The organism is Dapis hubbardiae BLCC-M172, assembly GCF_050016015.1.
GTDB lineage: Bacteria > Cyanobacteriota > Cyanobacteriia > Cyanobacteriales > Microcoleaceae > Trichodesmium.
In genome coordinates, this window is record NZ_JBNHEQ010000053.1 from 20,928 (window position 1) to 35,863 (window position 14,936).

At 37.6% G+C, this 14,936-nt stretch carries 9 protein-coding genes; 6 read left to right on the forward strand and 3 right to left on the reverse strand.

What is annotated here, in order from left to right; translation table 11 throughout:
* From ACP6PK_RS05365 to ACP6PK_RS05390, 6 genes are all read left to right on the forward strand, one after another.
* Positions 1–1,779 (forward strand): CHAT domain-containing protein (locus ACP6PK_RS05365; protein WP_426558418.1); only part of this gene is annotated, 1,779 nt, incomplete at its 5' end.
* 479 nt (positions 1,780–2,258) lie between these two features.
* Positions 2,259–5,372: an efflux RND transporter permease subunit gene (locus ACP6PK_RS05370; protein ID WP_426558420.1), complete on the forward strand. Its 3,114-nt coding sequence runs from the start codon at positions 2,259–2,261 to the stop codon at positions 5,370–5,372.
* A 1,007-nt stretch (positions 5,373–6,379) separates the two neighbouring features.
* Complete coding sequence (locus ACP6PK_RS05375; protein WP_426558422.1) at positions 6,380–9,487, forward strand: efflux RND transporter permease subunit; 3,108 nt, start codon at positions 6,380–6,382, stop codon at positions 9,485–9,487.
* 351 nt (positions 9,488–9,838) lie between these two features.
* A complete protein-coding gene (locus ACP6PK_RS05380; RefSeq protein ID WP_426558424.1) occupies positions 9,839–9,988 on the forward strand; it encodes a hypothetical protein in 150 nt (49 codons plus the stop codon).
* Positions 9,989–10,223: 235 nt separating this feature from the next.
* On the forward strand, positions 10,224–10,793 hold the full coding sequence (locus ACP6PK_RS05385) for a Uma2 family endonuclease (protein ID WP_426558426.1): 570 nt from the start codon (positions 10,224–10,226) through the stop codon (positions 10,791–10,793).
* Positions 10,794–11,692: 899 nt separating this feature from the next.
* Positions 11,693–12,748, forward strand: coding sequence for a glucokinase (locus tag ACP6PK_RS05390; RefSeq protein WP_426558428.1), 1,056 nt, complete (start codon positions 11,693–11,695; stop codon positions 12,746–12,748).
* Positions 12,749–13,110: 362 nt separating this feature from the next.
* On the opposite strand, the gene ACP6PK_RS05395 is transcribed toward ACP6PK_RS05390, so the two are convergent.
* From ACP6PK_RS05395 to cobJ, 3 genes are all read right to left on the reverse strand, one after another.
* Complete coding sequence (locus ACP6PK_RS05395) at positions 13,111–13,305, reverse strand: PEP-CTERM sorting domain-containing protein (RefSeq protein WP_426558430.1); 195 nt, start codon at positions 13,303–13,305, stop codon at positions 13,111–13,113.
* A gap of 219 nt (positions 13,306–13,524) precedes the next feature.
* Positions 13,525–13,752, reverse strand: a complete 228-nt coding sequence (locus ACP6PK_RS05400) for a C-type lectin-like domain-containing protein (RefSeq protein ID WP_426558432.1) — start codon at positions 13,750–13,752, stop codon at positions 13,525–13,527.
* A gap of 114 nt (positions 13,753–13,866) precedes the next feature.
* Positions 13,867–14,936 (reverse strand): precorrin-3B C(17)-methyltransferase (cobJ, locus tag ACP6PK_RS05405; protein ID WP_426558434.1); only part of this gene is annotated, 1,070 nt, incomplete at its 5' end.

The following is a 14,936-nucleotide window of genomic DNA, read 5'->3' on the forward strand; positions in this document are numbered from 1 at the left end:
AATCAAGCTTTACCTCTACTTGAGCAAATAGGCGATCGCCGTGGGGAAGCAACCACTCTTTTTAATATCGCTTGGCTCAAACGAGACCAAGGCAAACTCACTGAAAGTCTAACTTTCATAGAAAAATCCCTAGAAATAATTGAAGACCTCCGTACCAAAATTGCTAGTGTTGAACTCCGCGCCTTCTACTTTGCCACCGTCCAGGATAGATATGAATTCTACATCGACTTACTCATGCAACTCCAAAAACAAAATCCAAACCAAGGTTACGATGCCAAAGCCTTTCACGCCAGTGAACGCAGTCGCGCCCGTGCTTTCCTCGAACTCCTCAACGAAGCTAGTGTCAATATCCGCCAAGGAATAGATCCCAAACTAGCAATGGCAGAAACAGAGCTGCAACAACAACTCAATGCCATCGAAACCCAACGCATCAAACTCCTTAGTGGAGAATACACCTGCGAACAAAAAGCCAACATCGAACAAACAAGAGACCAACTCATAGATGAATACAACCAGTTACGCGTCAAAATTCGTACCACCAGCCCAAATTATGCAGATATAACTGAACCTCAACCCCTCACTCTCAAAAAAGTTCAACAACAAGTATTAGATGACAACACCTTACTTCTACAATATTCCCTGGGAAAAAAAAGCAGTTATTTGTGGGCAGTCACCAAAGACAGCATCCACAGTTATCAACTCCCTCCCCAAGCAAAAATCAAAAATGCTGCTACAGAGTTAATGCTGACAATAACAAACCCAGGGGAAGGCAACAACATAGCAAAAGTTGATAGCACTGCCGATGAGCTGACAGAAATTCTGCTCAAACCAGTTGCGGATAAATTAAACAAAAAACGTCTATTAATAGTTGGCGATCGCTTCTTACAAGGAATTCCTTTTTCTGCCTTATCAATACCAAATACCGATGGAGAAAGTGATGGTTATCAACCTTTAATAGTTAACCACGAAATAGTAAATCTCCCTTCAGTTACTACTATTGCCAATATCCGCAATAGTACAAAATCTCGGAAACTTGCCCCGAAGAAAGTGGCTATTATTGCCGACCCAGTATTTAGCCCTGATGATGCTAGGTTTACAGGTAAAACTACCACAATATCTACAGCAGAATCTCGGAGTCGAGCTTTCCCCCTAGAGGCACAACAATTAGATAGGGCCGCTAGAGATGTTGGTATTAGATGGGATAGACTTCCAGGTACTCGCACTGAAGCAGAAGCAATTATGGCTTTAATACCAGAGTCGGAACGCACTCAAGCTTTTGATTTTCAGGCCAACAGAGAAATAGCAACCAGTCAGGAATTAGCCCAATATCAGATTGTACATTTTGCCACTCACGGTTTTGCTAACGGTAAGCAACCAGAATTGTCAGGGGTTGTCATGTCGTTAGTGGATAAAAACGGCAACTGGCAAAACGGTTTCCTGCGACTGAATGATATTTTTAATCTTAATTTACCAGCAGAATTAGTAGTATTGAGTGCGTGTCAAACAGCTTTAGGGAAGGATATTAAAGGAGAAGGTTTGGTAGGTTTGACAAAGATATTCATGTATGCAGGGGCAAAACGGGTAGTAGGTTCGTTGTGGCGAGTGGATGATTCTAGAACAGCAGATTTAATGTCGCAGTTTTATCAAGGAATGTTGAAGCAGGAGTTGTCACCTGTAGAGGCGTTGCGGGCAGCCCAATTGCAAATGTTGCAGCAAGGGATAAGTCCGTATTATTGGGGAGCGTTTACATTACAGGGGGAGTGGGGGAGTGGGGAGTAAGGGAGTGGGGGAGTGGGGGAGAAATTATAGCGCTTTTCAGTTGAGTAAACCACAAAACTGCTGTAGGAGTCAGGAGTCGTAGGGGCGTTTGCGGAGCATTCCGGAACGGAAATGGCCATGTGCTAATGCAAAGCTCCGCAAACGCCCGTACAGGAGTCAAAGGCTAGTTTCAAAGTTCTTGCTCCTCAACTTGCGACATCAACAAATATTCCATCATGCCCCCGATGCAAATCGACTGTGGTTTATCCATTTGAAAACTGCTATATAGTTTTAGTATCCCTTGTAAAAAAGCAGAGAAACCGGGTTTATATTAAATGCTCTTGTACGGACGTTGCATGCAACGTCCGTACCATTGACCTCCCATAAACCCGGTTTCTTATAACACTCTGAGGCAAACATTTGATATTACATCAAAATTAGCTTTTTTACATCACAAATTTGGCAAAAAAACCTTAAATAAAATATAACTAATAACTGAAATGACTACTTTATTTTACCGAAACTTCCGATTATTAATCCTGGCAATACTAATAATTATTGTCTGGGGAACATCATCCTTTTTCACATTGCCACGACTCGAAGACCCAGAATTAACTTCCCGTCTTGCAGTTATTACAACTTTTTGGCCGGGAGCTGATGCGGAACGAGTAGAAACATTAATTACAGAAAAAATAGAAGCAGAATTATCTGAAATTGAAGAAATTAAAGACTATGATTCTACTTCGAGGGTAGGAAGTTCAATTATTAATATTGAATTATTAGATTCAGTTGAAGCAACAAACGCTGATACAGTTTGGTTAAAAATTAGAGAGCAATTAAATCAAGTTGATTCCCAATTACCTGCTGGTACAAGTAAACCACGATTAGAGGAACTTGAAGTTAAAGCTTATGCTATGATTACTGCTTTAACTTGGTCACAAGATACTGAACCTAATTATGCAATTCTTACCCGTTTATCTGAATTATTGAAAGATGAATTATTGGCATTACCAGGAACAGAAAAAGTTGCCGAAGTTGGTAATCCTCAGGAAGAAATAGTGGTAGAAATTGATGCAGCTAAGTTGGCTAGTATTGGTCTCACACCTCAACAATTATCAGCACAAATTCAACAGAGCGATGCTAAGGTTTCTTCTGGTTTATTTCGCGGTCAAAATAATGATTTAATATTAGAAGTTGATTCAGATTTAGATTCCTTGGAGCGGATTAAAAATATTCCAATTAGCTTTAGTAACCAAGGGCAATTTACTCGACTTGGAGACATTGCTGAAGTAAGAAAAACAATTGCTGAACCACCGAATGAACTGGCATTAATTAATGGTCGTCCGGCTTCTACTTTAGCTGCATTTGTAGAATCAAATTATCAAATAGACTCATGGGCAAGGTCGGCAGAAGCAGTTATAGAAAAATTCCGTCAAGAACTTGGTGAAGGTCTGAAACTGGAGATTATTTTTAATCAAAGTAATTATATTGAAACTCGTTTAAAAAGTTTGATTTTGAATCTATTAATAAGTGGGATGCTGGTATTTGGAATTACAGTATTTTTAATGGGTTGGAAATCTGCTATTGTTGTGGGTTTGGCATTGCCTTTGTCAAGTTGTATCGTTTTAGGAATGATGAAGTTTCTGAATGTTCAACTAAATCAAATGTCAATAACTGGATTGATTGTAGCTTTAGGATTATTGATTGATACAGCAATTATTGTTGTTGATGAAGTTACTAAAAATATAGTTTCAGGACTGAAAGCTGAAACTGCTATTAATAAGGCAATTAATCATTTATTTATGCCATTAACAGCATCAACTTTAACTACAGTTCTAGCATTTTTACCAATTGTTTTAATGCCTGGTACTGGTGGAGAATTTGTTGGTGGCATTGGTCTTAGTGTGATTTTTGCTGTTCTTTCCTCTTTATTTATTTCTCTAACTATAGGTTCTAGTTTGGCAGGTAAACTATACAATAATCATCATCATTATTCTCAGAATAATCAACAAAAATGGTGGCAAACAGGTTTTACCAATTCTTATTTAACGGAAATTTATCAAGTCACTCTCAGAAGTATATTTAGCACTCCCTGGTTAGGAATATTATTGGGTTTAACTTTACCAATAATTGGTTTAATTCAAGTCGGCAATCTCCCTAAACAATTCTTTCCTCCAGTAGATAGAGACCAACTACAAATAGAATTAGAACTACCTGGTTTAAGCTCGATTGAAAAAACAAGAAATACTGCTATAGAAGTCAGAAACTTAATGTTGAAAAATCCAGAGATAGAAGAATTACAATGGTTTTTAGGACGTAGTTCTCCTCGGTATTTCTACAACATAACGTCAGGTAGACAAGCTGCAAATTATGCTCAAGGATTTTTACAGTTAGATTCAATTGCTAAGTCGGAATTAGTTAATAAATTACAAGCAGAAGTTGATACTGCATTTCCTGAAGCTCAAATTTTGATTAGAAAATTAGAACAAGGACCTCCTTTTGATGCACCAGTAGAAATGAGAATTTATGGTCCTAATTTAAAGGGTTTACAAGAATTAGGAGAACAAGCAAGAAGTCTGTTAGTTCAAGTTCCGAAAGTAACTCATACCCGCGACACTTTAAGTGAAATTAGACCCCAATTACAATTACAAGTAAATGAGGAAGAAATTCGTTTAGCAGGATTAGATCGAGCTTCCCTTTCCCAACAATTAGAAACTTCATTGGAGGGAAATTTAGGAGGTTCAATAATTGAAGATACCGAAGAATTACCAGTGCGGGTGCGAGTATCGAACGCTAAACGGGGAGACCTTAGCAAAATTACATCTCTAGACTTACAACCTACTAACTCTAGTCTAAATCAAAACCGATTTAGTGCAACTGATACAATACCTCTATCAGCTTTAGCAGAATTAGAATTACAGCCAGAATTTTCGGTTATTAGGAGACGTAATGGCAGACGAGTAAACTTAATTCAAGGTTTTATTGCTGCTGGAGTTTTACCTTCCGAAGTTCTGAACGGGTGGCAACAGCGGTTAAATGATTCCAACTTTGAGTTACCATCCGGGTATTGGTTGGAAGTTGCTGGAGAGTCCGAACAACAAGGTAATACTGAAGCAAATTTGTTTTCTACACTGCCTCTTGTATTTTTGTTAGCAACTTCAATTTTAGTCTTATCCTTAAATTCTTTCCGAGCAACTGCCATTATTGGCGGAGTCGCCATTTGTGCTATTGGTTTAGGATTTTTTAGTTTATGGTTATTTGGTTATCCCTTCGGTTTTATGAGTCTCATCGGCACATTTGGTTTAGTGGGAGTTGCCATTAATGACTCAGTAGTAGTTTTAGCTGCCATTCTGGAAGACTCCGAAGCATCCATAGGCAACCGTCGAGCTATGCGCCAAGTTGTTATGGGTTCCACTCGTCATGTAGTTGCCACAACCTTAACTACGATGATCGGGTTTGTTCCTTTGTTGGTACAAGGTGGTAGCTTTTGGCCTCCTTTGGCGGTGGCGATCGCTGGTGGTGTTGGTGGTTCGACTCTTGTTGCGCTCTATTTGGTTCCTTGTTGTTATTTACTTCTGGCTAATTTTGGTAAAAGTAATCAAGGAGTAGAGTAGGAAGTGTAGGAAATGTGGGAAGTTTGAGAAGTTGGAGGAAATAGGGGGAGCATCTTGCTCCCACTTTTCCCTAGACCAAGATAATTACTATAGAATTTATAGCAATCTATGGCTTTGTTGCATGAAAGTAGCGATAGAATATCTGCTAGGCACATGAAACGCGGAGCAACTGTGGCAGCTATATCGCTCTCTTTTCCGAGATTGATATTTTATAGCGCTACGCGAAGCGTGAATAGGGAACAGGGAACACTTAACTAGGAACAGAAGATTGTAAAAGGGTTTTCCTACGGAATGCTGCGCAAACAGGATTTAACAATGTCCTAACCTATTTGCGTAGTGCTATATTCATCTATTGGACAATAGTTGATGTTTCATTCATCTGTTGGACAATAGACATCTCCAAAAATAAAAGATGAAATCAATTCAAGATATGAAATCAACAATTTCATTCCCTATTCCCTATTCCCTATTCCCTATTCCCTGACTTCTGCAAGAAGTCTAATAGTTACAGCAGTTTCCACGCATTATGAAGTACATATACGGAGCAAGTGTGGCAGCTATATATTTTCATGCAACAAAGCCGCAATCTATTATTAGACATCTGCAAAAATAAAAAATAAAATCAATTCTTATCCATAAATTATCAATTATTTCTTCTTGTTCCCTGTTAAGAGTTACCTGTTGCCTCTTTTCTGGAGAGGTCTATTGTAATATTTTTAGGACTTACGCAAAGAAATCCGGTTTCTACGATAAATTGTTGTTTTGAGCAATAGATTTCTACGAGAAACCGGGGAAAGGGGGGTTAACCTGCGTAAGTCCTAATTTTATTGCAGGGGGTTGGGATAACAAACCCCTACATTTTTCTATTGCGATATCCGCAATAAAAACAAATGTGACAAAACTAAGTCAAAATTCTCATTGCTATAAAATATAAACCTGATAGATTGTTTTAAGAGTCGAAAGATAACTATTAACTATTAACTCTTAACTGATAACTGATAACTGAAATGGCAACTTTATTTTATCGAAACTTGCGATTATTAATACTAACCATACTAATTATTGTGGTTTGGGGAGTATCATCTTTTTTAACATTGCCACGACTTGAAGACCCAGAATTAACCTCCCGCTTTGCAGTCATCACAACTTTTTCGTCAGGAGCTGATGCGGAACAAGTAGAAACATTAATCACAGAAAAAATAGAAGAACAACTATTTGAAATAGAAGAAATTAAAACTACAAATTCAACTTCTAAAGTAGGAATTTCAACTATTAGTATTGAATTATTAGATTCAGTTAAAAAAGCAAACGTGGACACAGTTTGGTTAAAAATTAGAGAGCAATTAAATCAAGTTGCTCCCCAATTACCTGCTGGTACAAGTCAGCCACGATTAGAAGAACTTGAAGCTAGAGCTTATACTATGATTACTGCTTTAATTTGGTCACAAGATACAAAACCAAATTATGCAATTATTACCCGTTTATCTAAATCATTAAAAGATAAATTATTAGCATTACCAGGAACAGAAAAAGTTGCCAAAATTGGTAATCCTCAAGAAGAAGTATTAGTAGAAATTGATGCCGCTAAATTAGCTAGTCTTGGTCTCACCGCTCAACAATTATCAGCACAAATTCAACAAAGTGATGCTAAAGTTTCTTCTGGTCTATTTCGTAGCAAAAATAATGGTTTACTCCTAGAAGTTGATTCAGATTTAGATTCCCTATATCGGATTCAGAATATTCCAATTAGCTTTAGTAACCAAGGAGAATTTACTAGACTTGGAGACATTGCTGAAGTAAGAAAAACAATTGCTGAACCACCAAATGAACTTGCATTAATTAATGGTTATCCTGGTTCTGCTTTAGCTGTATTTGTTAAATCAGATTATCAAATAGACCTCTGGGCAAAATCAGCAGAAGCAACTATAGAAAAATTCCGGCAAGAGCTTGGTCAAGGTCTGAAACTTGAGATAATTTTTAATCAAAATAATTATATTCAAGCTCGTTTCAACAGTCTGATGTTAAACCTGTTCGTGACTGGAATACTGGTATTTGGAATTACATTACTTTTAATGGGTTGGAAATCTGCAACTGTTGTAAGTTTAGCATTACCCTTATCAAGTTGTATGGTTTTAGGGATGATGAAACTTCTGAATGTTTCTGTAAATCAAACCTCAATAATTGGATTAATTGTAGCTTTAGGATTATTGATTGATACAGCAATTATTGTTGTTGATAGAATTACTAAAAATATGCTTTCTGGATTGAGCGCTGAAACTGCTATTAATGATGCTGTTAATCATTTATTCCTGCCATTAACAGCATCAACTTTAACTACAGCTCTAGCATTTTTACCAATTGTTTTAATGTCTGGTCCTGGTGGAGAATTTGCTGGTGGGATTGGCATTAGTGTAATTTTAGCTGTTATTTCTTCTTTAATATTTTCTCTAACCATAGGTTCTGGTTTGGCAGGTAGACTATATCATATTTATCATTATTATTCGCATCATATTCAACAAAAATGGTGGCAAACCGGGTTTGCAAATTCTTCTTTAACTAAACTTTATAAAGTCAGTGTACGAAGTGTATTTAGCAGTCCATGGTTAGGAATATTCTTAAGTTTAATTTTACCGATAACTGGTTTCATTCAAGTCAGAACTCTCCCTCGACAATTCTTTCCTCCAGCAGAAAGAAACCAACTACAAATAGAATTAGAACTACCTGGTATAACCTCCATTAAAAAAACAAAAAATACGGCTATAAAAGTCAGAAACCTAATGTTAAAACATCCAGAAATTGAAGAAATACAGTGGTTTTTAGGACGTAGTTCCCCTCGGTATTTCTACAACTTAGCATCAGGTAGACAAGACCCAAATTATGCTCAAGGAATTTTACAGTTAAATTTAATTGCTAAACCAGAATTTGTTAATTTACTCCAAGCAGAAGTTGATACTAAATTTCCTGACGCTCAAGTTTTGATTCGACAATTAGAACAAGGACCTCCCTTTGATGCACCAGTAGAAATGAGAATTTATGGTCCTAACTTAAATCGTCTACAAGAATTAGGAGAACAAGCAAGAAGTATCTTAGTTCAAGTTCCTAACGTAATTCACACCCGCGACACTTTAAGTGAAATTAGACCCCAACTAAAACTACAAGTGAATGAGGAAGAAGTTCGTTTAGCTGGGTTAGATCATGCTAGTTTGTCACAGCAGTTACAAAGCTTATTGGAGGGAAATTTAGGAGGTTCAATTGTTGAAGATACTGAAGAATTACCAGTGCGGGTGCGAGTGTCGAATGCTCAACGGGGAGACCTTAGCAAAATTACATCTCTAGACTTACAACCTACTAACTCCAGTTTAAATCAAAACCAATTTAGTGCAACTAACACAATACCCCTATCAGCTTTAGCAAAAGTAGAATTAAAGCCTGAATTTTCTCTTGTTAAAAGACGTAATGGTAGACGGGTAAATTTGATTCAAGGTTTTGTTGCTGCTGGGGTGTTACCTTCTGCAGTTTTGCAGGAGTGGCAACAAAAGTTAAATGATTCAAACTTTGAGTTACCATCCGGGTATTGGTTGGAAATTGCTGGAGAGTCAGAAAAACAAGGTGAAACTGAAGCAAATTTGTTTTCCACAGCACCTCTAGTATTTTTGTTAGCAGTTTCTATTTTAGTTTTATCTTTAAATTCTTTCCGAGCAACTGCCATTATTGGCGGAGTCGCCATTTGTGCTATTGGTTTAGGATTTTTTAGTTTATGGTTATTTGGTTATCCCTTCGGTTTTATGAGTCTCATCGGCACATTTGGTTTAGTGGGAGTTGCCATTAATGACTCAGTAGTAGTTTTAGCTGCCATTCTGGAAGACTCCGAAGCATCCATAGGCAACCGTCGAGCTATGCGCCAAGTTGTTATGGGTTCCACTCGTCATGTAGTTGCCACAACCTTAACTACGATGATCGGGTTTGTTCCTTTGTTGGTACAAGGTGGTAGCTTTTGGCCTCCTTTGGCGGTGGCGATCGCTGGTGGTGTTGGTGGTTCGACTCTTGTTGCGCTCTATTTGGTTCCCTGTGCTTACTTACTTTTAGTGAATTTTGGTAGAAGTAATAAGGAGTAAGGTTAGAAATGTGTGGAAGCAGGGATCGAAAACTATTTTTGGAGTTTCCATATCTTCTGAATGCTTACATTGTTAGAGGCTTTGTTCCATGAAAGTATATAGCTGCCGCACTTGCTTGTGCATATGTACTTCATAACGCGCGGAAACTATTGTAACTATTGTCCAATAGATTAATAAAACATCAACATGAGACCTAAACAGGCTGAAACTTTTACCTGTAAAGCTTTTGAGGTTTAATCAGCCAACCCTAACTATTGGACAATAGATGAAGATAACATCAATAATCGCGAAATATAGCGCTCGCGTTTGCGTAGCATTCCGTTTAAACAAGCGTTATTATTGGCAATAGAGATGGGTTTAAAACTAAAATTTGGAGATGAAGCTATGGGAATATTATCGGAAATTTCTGCAATTAATGATGTGAAATTGTTAGAGGTAATTGTTTCTCAAATCCCCCAGATTTCCTCAACAGATAAATTCCGAAAACTATACACTGAATAAGTTAACGATTGGGTTCATATTCCGCACCCTAAATCATCTATTGCTACTTGGAAATAATTTTCAGCAAACCCTAATTAATCAAATTTATGCCCAATTATTAAACAAAAAACCGGGTTGATTACCCTGATGATTTTTTTTTCAAATTAAGACATTAATCAACCCGGTTTCTGCACAAATATTATAACTGTTATAATAGTCAATTACTACATATTTGTAAATCTTAAAAGAGGTGATTATGGTTGTAGAATTACAAAAACGACTGTTTAATGTCAAAGAATATCATCAAATGGTTAAAGTAGGTATTCTTAAAGAGGATGACCGAGTAGAATTAATAGCAGGAGAAATTGTAAAAATGGCATCTATTGGTATTTATCATGCTGGTTGTGTGAGGCGTTTAAATGGAATTTTTAATAAACTATTATCTGGAAAAGCGATAGTTGATACTCAGAATCCGATAGACTTAAATGATGATAGTGAACCACAACCAGATTTAGTTTTGCTGCAATGGCGTGATGATTATGATGCTGGAAAACATCCACAACCAGAAAATATATTTTTATTAATAGAGGTAGCAGATTCAACTATTCAATATGACCGGGAAGTGAAAATACCTGTGTATGCTGAGAATGGAATTTTTGAAGTTTGGTTGATAGATATTAATCAAGAATTAGTAGAAGTTTACCGGGAAATTGTGGGGAATAGTTATCAGCAGAAACAGCAATTTTTTCGGGGCGATAGCTTAACTATTCAAGCTTTTGATGATGTGAGTTTAACTGTTGATGAAATATTGGGGATGGGAAACTAATACTATTTTTATGATTTTTCTAGAAAACTAGAAACCGGGTTTCTTTGCGTAAGTCCTATTATCTTTAGATGGATGCCGATACATACTTAAATATGTCTCCAACAAACCCGGTTTCTTAATAACACCCTCGCGATTATTTCATAGCTTGGTTCACCAACACTTGCAAAAAGAATGTTAGGAATAATAAGGACTATAAAAGTAAGCATTCAGCATTCAGCATTCAGCTATCAGCTATTGTTTCTGATGTACTCTAAAAGCTTTATTAATGGTACTTCATTTTCAGGAGGAAAAGTCGCTTTTTTGCATTTCATGTGCGCAGCAAAACATTCCGTTTGCAAAACATTCCGTTTGCAAAGCATTCCGTTTGCAAAGCATTCCGAAGGTAAGGTAAGGAAAAGAAAAGAAAAGTCAGTTTGCTGAAAGCTAATAGCTGAATGCTTACCTATAAAAAGACTTTACATCGAGATATCTTTTTGACTAATAAGATAAATAATACACTAAAGGGAAAAAAAGACTGCCAAAGGGTTTCAGGACTGATAAATTTCAAATACCTTAATACATATAGCAATCCTCCGCATATTCGTGGCAAAAATCTTACTGCTTTTTAGGCAAGAGGCACTATTGCTACAGCTCATCTGGTAAGAGTTTCAAATTTTTTATTTACTTTTTAATTTATCACAACCTATGCACGGATTTCTATAGCACTATAAATTCTTATCTTTCTAATAAGACCAAATTAACTATGTGACTAAACACGATATAGTAATAAAAATTGGCATTGCTAAAATTTGGGGAAAATATCAGGAACGGGCAAGATGCCCATTCCACAAAACTATTAAAATCATCCCACATTTATGCAATGGGTAAAAATTAAACAGTTGCTCAGGAGGATATAGTCTATGACATTGTTACTAGCTGGTGATATTGGCGGTACTAAAACAATACTACAACTCGTAGAAGCAAAACGAGAAGAATCAAAAGCTGCGGTGGAACTACGAAATCTCTATGAAAATCGTTACTCTAGTCACGATTTTCCAGATTTAGTACCTATAGTAAATAAGTTCCTGGAAGAAGCAACTGAAAAGTTAGGAGAGAAACAAGAACCAGAAAAAGCTTGTTTTGCTATTGCTGGACCAATTGTCAATAATACAGTTAAACTAACTAATCTCCCTTGGATGCTGGATGCAAAGCTGATGGAAAAGGAGTTAGATATATCTCACATTAGTTTGATTAATGATTTTGAAGCAGTGGGTTATGGAATTTTGGGTTTAACTCCTGATGATTTGGAGACTTTACAACCAGGGGAACCTCAAGTTGATGCTCCAATAGCTGTACTTGGTGCTGGTACAGGATTAGGAGAATGTTTTTTGATTCGGGGAGCAGGTTCAATTAGAGTTTATCCTACAGAAGGAGGTCATGCTGATTTTGCCCCACGCTCTGAGTTAGAATTTCACCTATTACAATATTTGTTGAAAAAGCATAATATAGATCGAGTGTCTGTGGAAAGAGTAGTTTCGGGAATGGGAATTGTCGCAGTTTATCAGTTTTTACGCGATCGCCAATCTGCCACGGAGTCTCCAGAAATAGGTGATGTAGTCAGACAGTGGGAAAAAGAAATTGGCTCAACTGAGATTACTGTAGATCCAGGGGCGGTTATTGGGAAAGCTGCTTTAGAAAAGAGCGATCGCTTGTGTGAGCAAACTTTGGAGATGTTTGTAGAAGCTTATGGGGCGGAAGCGGGAAATTTAGCACTGAAACTTTTACCTTATGGTGGTGTGTATGTAGCAGGAGGTATTGCTGGTAAAATTATGCCACTGATGAAATCAGGTAGTTTTATGGAGGCTTTTAACCGTAAGGGGCGAATGAGACCGTTATTAGAAAAAGTGCCTGTTCATATTGTATTAAATCCTCAAGTGGGATTAATTGGTGCAGCAATTCGTGCTTCTAATTTATAGAACCCCTGAAGGGATCTATTTAAAAACAGAGGAGAGAGATGGGGAGATGGGGAGATGGGGAGATGGGGCGTATTAGATATCTCCCACTCATCCAATCATCAAATCAATTATCACCCATTTTTTATCAATTACTTCTCCCTCCAACCTATTTTCTGGAGATACACTTAGGGCTTCTATAGGAAATCAAGAAGATTGTTATAGCGCGTCTCGACTAAAATTGTCGTTAAAAAACCTATGGTGCGGGTTCCGCAAGCGAGCTGGCATCGTCGCACCGCTATCTCGTAGGGGGCGAATAGCCATTCGCCCCTAGAAAGGCGATCGCTCTAATAACTGATTTAGAAATGCCAATGTATGATTTTGTATTATTGCGGTATACGCAATAGTAGAGAGCGAACGCCTAAACTACCCAAGGCAAACAAACCTAATATTGAACTGGGTTCGGGAACTGATTCCTGTTCCGGTGGTACTTCTGGTTCAAGGCCACCGTACTCAACGTAATAGCCTAGTGGTGCTGACTCATGCAGATCGTTCCAAGTAATCCCTCCAGGTCTAAACATATGAGCGTAGTGTTCTTGGTTTCTGAAATTGATCGGTTGTCCTGGGTGAAAATTATGGTAACCAATTGGTGTCCCGTTCTGCCAAAATACTGTTCCTGCTTCTGGACCAGTTACCCATTGCCAAATCCCCTCTGTTCCTGCGTCATTTGCTCCTAACCATCCACCTGCTTGTGCAGAGAAATTCTCTGTGGGTATACCGATGTTGGAAATAATAAAGTTCTATTCTGCTTCAGAGGTGATGGTCGCTAGATATCCCTGCAAACCATTATAAGAGCGAGCTTCGGCACTAGCTTTTGCTTGGTTCCAAGTATATGCACCTGGAACATACTCGTAGTAGTGACCCGTATCAGAATTGAAAAAGACGTTAGCGCTTGCTGGTTTGTTTATTGCTAAAGCAATAGCTATCGCTCCGAGGTAAGCTATGGATAGTTTTTTCATAGAAATCATAAAACATTTCTCCTAAGTAATTAAAGTCAGAGGCTGTTCAAAAAATCGTATCTGAGAGGTACTGATAACAGTAGGGACGTTGCATGCAACGTCCCTACTAACTGATAACTGAAATTACCCTAAATAACCCCTGGGTGTAATTATCCAATTATTATAAGTTCCTGTAGATTGATTACCAATTAAAATTACAGTCAACATATCAACTGAAACCTCCAATAATTTATCCAGACTTGTTAAAGTAATTTCTTCATTTTCTCGATAAGCAGAACGAACAATTGCTACTGGAGTTTCTGGTTGACGATGCTCCAAAAAAATATCCACTGCCTTAACTAATTGTTCCGTTCTATTCTGAGATTTAGGATTATAAATTGCTACGACAAAATCTGCCATTGCAGCAGCAGTTAAACGTTTTTCTATTACCTCCCAAGGTGTTAACAAATCGCTCAAACTAATAGCACAAAAATCGTGCATTAATGGCGCACCAACTCTCGACGCAGCCGACTGTAAAGCACTAACTCCTGGAAATATTTCTACTGCCGGAGTTTTCCCATCCCAACCTTTTGCTTGAAGTTGTTCTAAAACTAATCCTGCCATGCCATAAATTCCACAATCTCCAGAAGAAACTACTGCCACAGTTAAACCAAAGTAGGCTAATTCAATTGCTTTTTCTCCTCGTTGTCTTTCTTGAGTAATTGGCATTTTTTCGACTATTTGTCCGGGATTAAATAATGGTTGAATTAAGTCAATATAAAGTGAATAACCAATTACAACATCTGCATAACTAACGGCAGTTTGAGCAGCGGATGTCATCTGGTCTAGTTGACCAGGACCGGTACCAACTAATAATAATTTTCCGGTTCTGCCTGTATATTCTTTTTCAGCTAAAGCAACAGCAATAGTCATTGCTCCTGGTTCGCCTTCGAGGCGGAATATTTGTTTACTAACTAATAAATTTGTGGATAATTTTAAGAACTTTTCTTTCTCTTGAAGAAGAGAAAAAGAATCATCCGTACATCCGTGAAAATCTGTGTCTTGCTGTTGATTTTCCTCCGGGTGAAGTTCCCCTTGTAAAGGTAATTTTGATTCCTTTTGATTATCTCTTATTTCTCCCTTTTGAAATAATAAGAATGAATCATCCGTACATCCGTGAAAATCTGTGTCTTGCTGTTGATTTTCCTCCGGGT

Bases quoted from the DNA above. Each gene is read 5' to 3' on its own strand.
- ACP6PK_RS05370 (WP_426558420.1), top strand. From the start codon at position 2,259: ATGACTACTTTATTTTACCGAAACTTCCGATTATTAATCCTGGCAATA.
- ACP6PK_RS05375 (WP_426558422.1), top strand. From the start codon at position 6,380: ATGGCAACTTTATTTTATCGAAACTTGCGATTATTAATACTAACCATA.
- ACP6PK_RS05380 (WP_426558424.1), top strand. From the start codon at position 9,839: ATGGGTTTAAAACTAAAATTTGGAGATGAAGCTATGGGAATATTATCG.
- ACP6PK_RS05385 (WP_426558426.1), top strand. From the start codon at position 10,224: ATGGTTGTAGAATTACAAAAACGACTGTTTAATGTCAAAGAATATCAT.
- ACP6PK_RS05390 (WP_426558428.1), top strand. From the start codon at position 11,693: ATGACATTGTTACTAGCTGGTGATATTGGCGGTACTAAAACAATACTA.
- ACP6PK_RS05395 (WP_426558430.1), bottom strand. From the start codon at position 13,305: ATGTTTAGACCTGGAGGGATTACTTGGAACGATCTGCATGAGTCAGCA.
- ACP6PK_RS05400 (WP_426558432.1), bottom strand. From the start codon at position 13,752: ATGATTTCTATGAAAAAACTATCCATAGCTTACCTCGGAGCGATAGCT.